The organism is Kineococcus vitellinus (assembly GCF_009906315.1).
Classification (GTDB): Bacteria; Actinomycetota; Actinomycetes; order Actinomycetales; family Kineococcaceae; genus Kineococcus; species Kineococcus vitellinus.
Window position 1 is genome coordinate 1 of record NZ_JAAALL010000438.1, and the last position, 2,507, is coordinate 2,507.

2 protein-coding genes are annotated in these 2,507 nt (G+C 77.2%); one reads left to right on the forward strand and one right to left on the reverse strand.

Annotated features, from left to right (window positions below):
- Positions 1-40 precede the first annotated feature (40 nt).
- Positions 41-1,453, reverse strand: a complete 1,413-nt coding sequence (locus GTQ99_RS22105) for an amidase (RefSeq protein ID WP_166617838.1) — start codon at positions 1,451-1,453, stop codon at positions 41-43.
- Positions 1,454-1,597: 144 nt separating this feature from the next.
- Between GTQ99_RS22105 and GTQ99_RS22110 the strand changes: the two genes are divergently transcribed.
- Positions 1,598-2,422 (forward strand): UTRA domain-containing protein, encoded by an 825-nt coding sequence (locus tag GTQ99_RS22110; protein WP_166617839.1) that lies wholly within the window; start codon positions 1,598-1,600, stop codon positions 2,420-2,422.
- Positions 2,423-2,507 lie beyond the last annotated feature (85 nt).

Consider the following 2,507-nt stretch of genomic DNA (forward strand, 5'->3'; position numbering starts at 1 on the left):
GGGTTCGCGGTGGTCGTGGTCACGGTTCCTCCGGTCGTGCTCAGACGGGGACGGCGCCGGCGGTGCTGCGCGGCACGAGCGGCCAGTCGGGGGTGAAGGCGCGCCGCTGCTCCAGCCAGCCGGCCACGGCCAGCACCCGCCGGTCCTCGAAGCGCCGGCCGACGACCTGCACGCCGACCGGCATCCCGTCGCAGGTGCCCAGGCACAGCGCGGCCGCGGGCTGGCCGGTCTGGTTGAACCAGCAGGTGTAGGTGCAGTGCGCGAGGGGGCGCAGCGGGTCCAGGCCCACCGCCTCGGCCGGGAAGGAGACGACCGGCAGGACGGGCGCCAGGACGACGTCGAAGCCGGCCAGGTGGGCGGCGAGGTGGTCGCGGGAGCGGGCGACGGCGCTCTGCGCGCGTTCGAGGTCGGTGGCCGACAACCCGTCGGCGCCGGCCGACCAGGCCACGAGCTCGGGCAGGACCTGCGCGCGGCCGCGCTCGTCGAAGGCCTCCCACTCGGCGCGGGCCCGCACCTGGAACAGCCGGTCCAGGGCCGGGTAGGGGTCCTCGGCGAAGGGCGGGTCGACGGGCTGCACGCGTGCGCCGGCGGCGGCCAGCAGCTCCGCGGCGCGGCGCACGACGGTGCGGACCTCCTCGTCGGCGCGGGGACCGGGACCCATGTCCAGCAGCAGCCCCACCCGCAGCCCGGCCACGTCGACCGCGGGCAGCGGCTGCCCGCCGGCGGGATCGGCCGGCAGGGACAGCGCGTCGCGGGCGTCGGGGCGCGCGAGCACGTCGTGCAGCTCGGCGACCTCGGCGACCGTGCGCGCCATCGGGCCCGCGGAGCGGACGGTGCTGGCGGGCAGGTGCGGGATCCGCCCCTGGGTGGGTTTGAGGGCGACCAGGCCGCACTGCGCGGCGGGCAGCCGCACCGAGCCGGCGATGTCGGAGCCGACGGAACCCCAGCCGATCCCCGCGGCCAGCGAGGCGCCCGCCCCGGCGCTGGACCCGCCGGGGCTGCGGGTGAGGTCCCAGGGGTTGCGGGTGGTGCCGTGCAGGGAGCTGACCCCGGAGGCCGACATCCCGAAGTCCGGCATCGCGGTCTTGCCGACGAGCACCGCACCGGCCTCGCGCAACCGCGCCGCGGGCGGGGCGTCGACGGTGGAGTCCGCCAGCCCCGCGTTCGGGGCGGTGCCGTGCCGCCAGGGCAGCCCGGCGGCGGCGACGCTGTCCTTGACGGTGACGGGCACGCCGTCCAGGGGCGACAGCGGCCGCCCCCGCTGCCAGCGGCGGTGCGAGGCCTCGGCGGCCGCGCGCGCCCCGTCCACGTCGAGCGCCACGATCGCGGTGAGGGCCGGGTTCACGGCCTCCACCTGCGCGAGCACCGCGTCCAGCGCGTCGGCGGGGGCGAGCGCACCGGAGGCGAAACCGGCGCGCAGGTCGGCGGTGGTCGAGGTGAGCAGGGGTTCCACGGGTTCCTCCCAGGACTGGGCTGCTGAAAGGTTCTCCGGAGGCCATTTCTGGTCCGGACCGTTCCTGTTACGTCTGTGTTGCGGTTCAGCGCCCGCCGCGGCCGCCGCTCCCGCCGCGGCCCGCGCCCGTGTGAGGATCCGGCCGTGCCCTACGACGACGTCCACGAGGCCGTCACGCGCCTGGCCGCCGACCTCGCCGCCCGCTCGCAGGTGAAGTTCCCGCCCGAGCGCGAGCTCGCCGCGCGCCTGGGCGCCTCGCGCACCACCGTCCGCAAGGCGCTCGCGGCGCTGGAGGAGCGCGGGGTCGTGCGCCGGGTGCAGGGCCGCGCCGGGGGCGCGTTCCTCGTGGGGGTCGACCCCGCGCCCCCCGGTCCCGAGCAGGTAGCGGCCGGTGGCGGGCGCAAGGTGGCGCGCAGCCTCAACGAGGTCAGCGGCGTGCCGCAGATGCTGCGCGCGCAGGGGTACAGCTCGGGGACGCGCGTGGTCGCCGCGGTGCTGGAACCCGCTGCGGCGCAGGTGGCCGCGCCCCTGGGGCTGGGTCCCGGCGACCTGGTGGCCTCGATCCTGCGCGTGCGGTTCGCCGACGGGGACACCCTGTCCCTGGAGCGCATGCACGTCAGCGCCCAGCGGTTCCCGGCCCTCATCGAGAACAGCCTGGCGGGGTCGATGTACCAGTTGCTGCAGGACCGCTACGGCGTGTCCGTCGGCCAGGTGGAGGAGGTCATCGAGGCGGCGCCCGCGCCGGCGCAGGTCGCGGCGCTGCTGGGGCTGCGCACGGGGGAGGCGGTCCTGAAGGTGACCCGCACCGCCTTCGACGCGCAGGGCGGGCCGTTCGAGCACTCCGTGGACGTCTTCCGCTCCGACCGCACCCGCCTCACGGTGCGCACCGCGGGTGCGGCGGGCGCCGTGGGCCGCTGGAGCGTCCACGAGGAGGGGACCGCCGGCGCTGGACCCTTCACGAGAACGTAACGTCCGACCGCTGCACCAGAAATGGTCCACCCGCACGCTGGGGAGCACTGCAGCGGGGTCGGTGAGGCGTCGCCCGGCCCGCCCC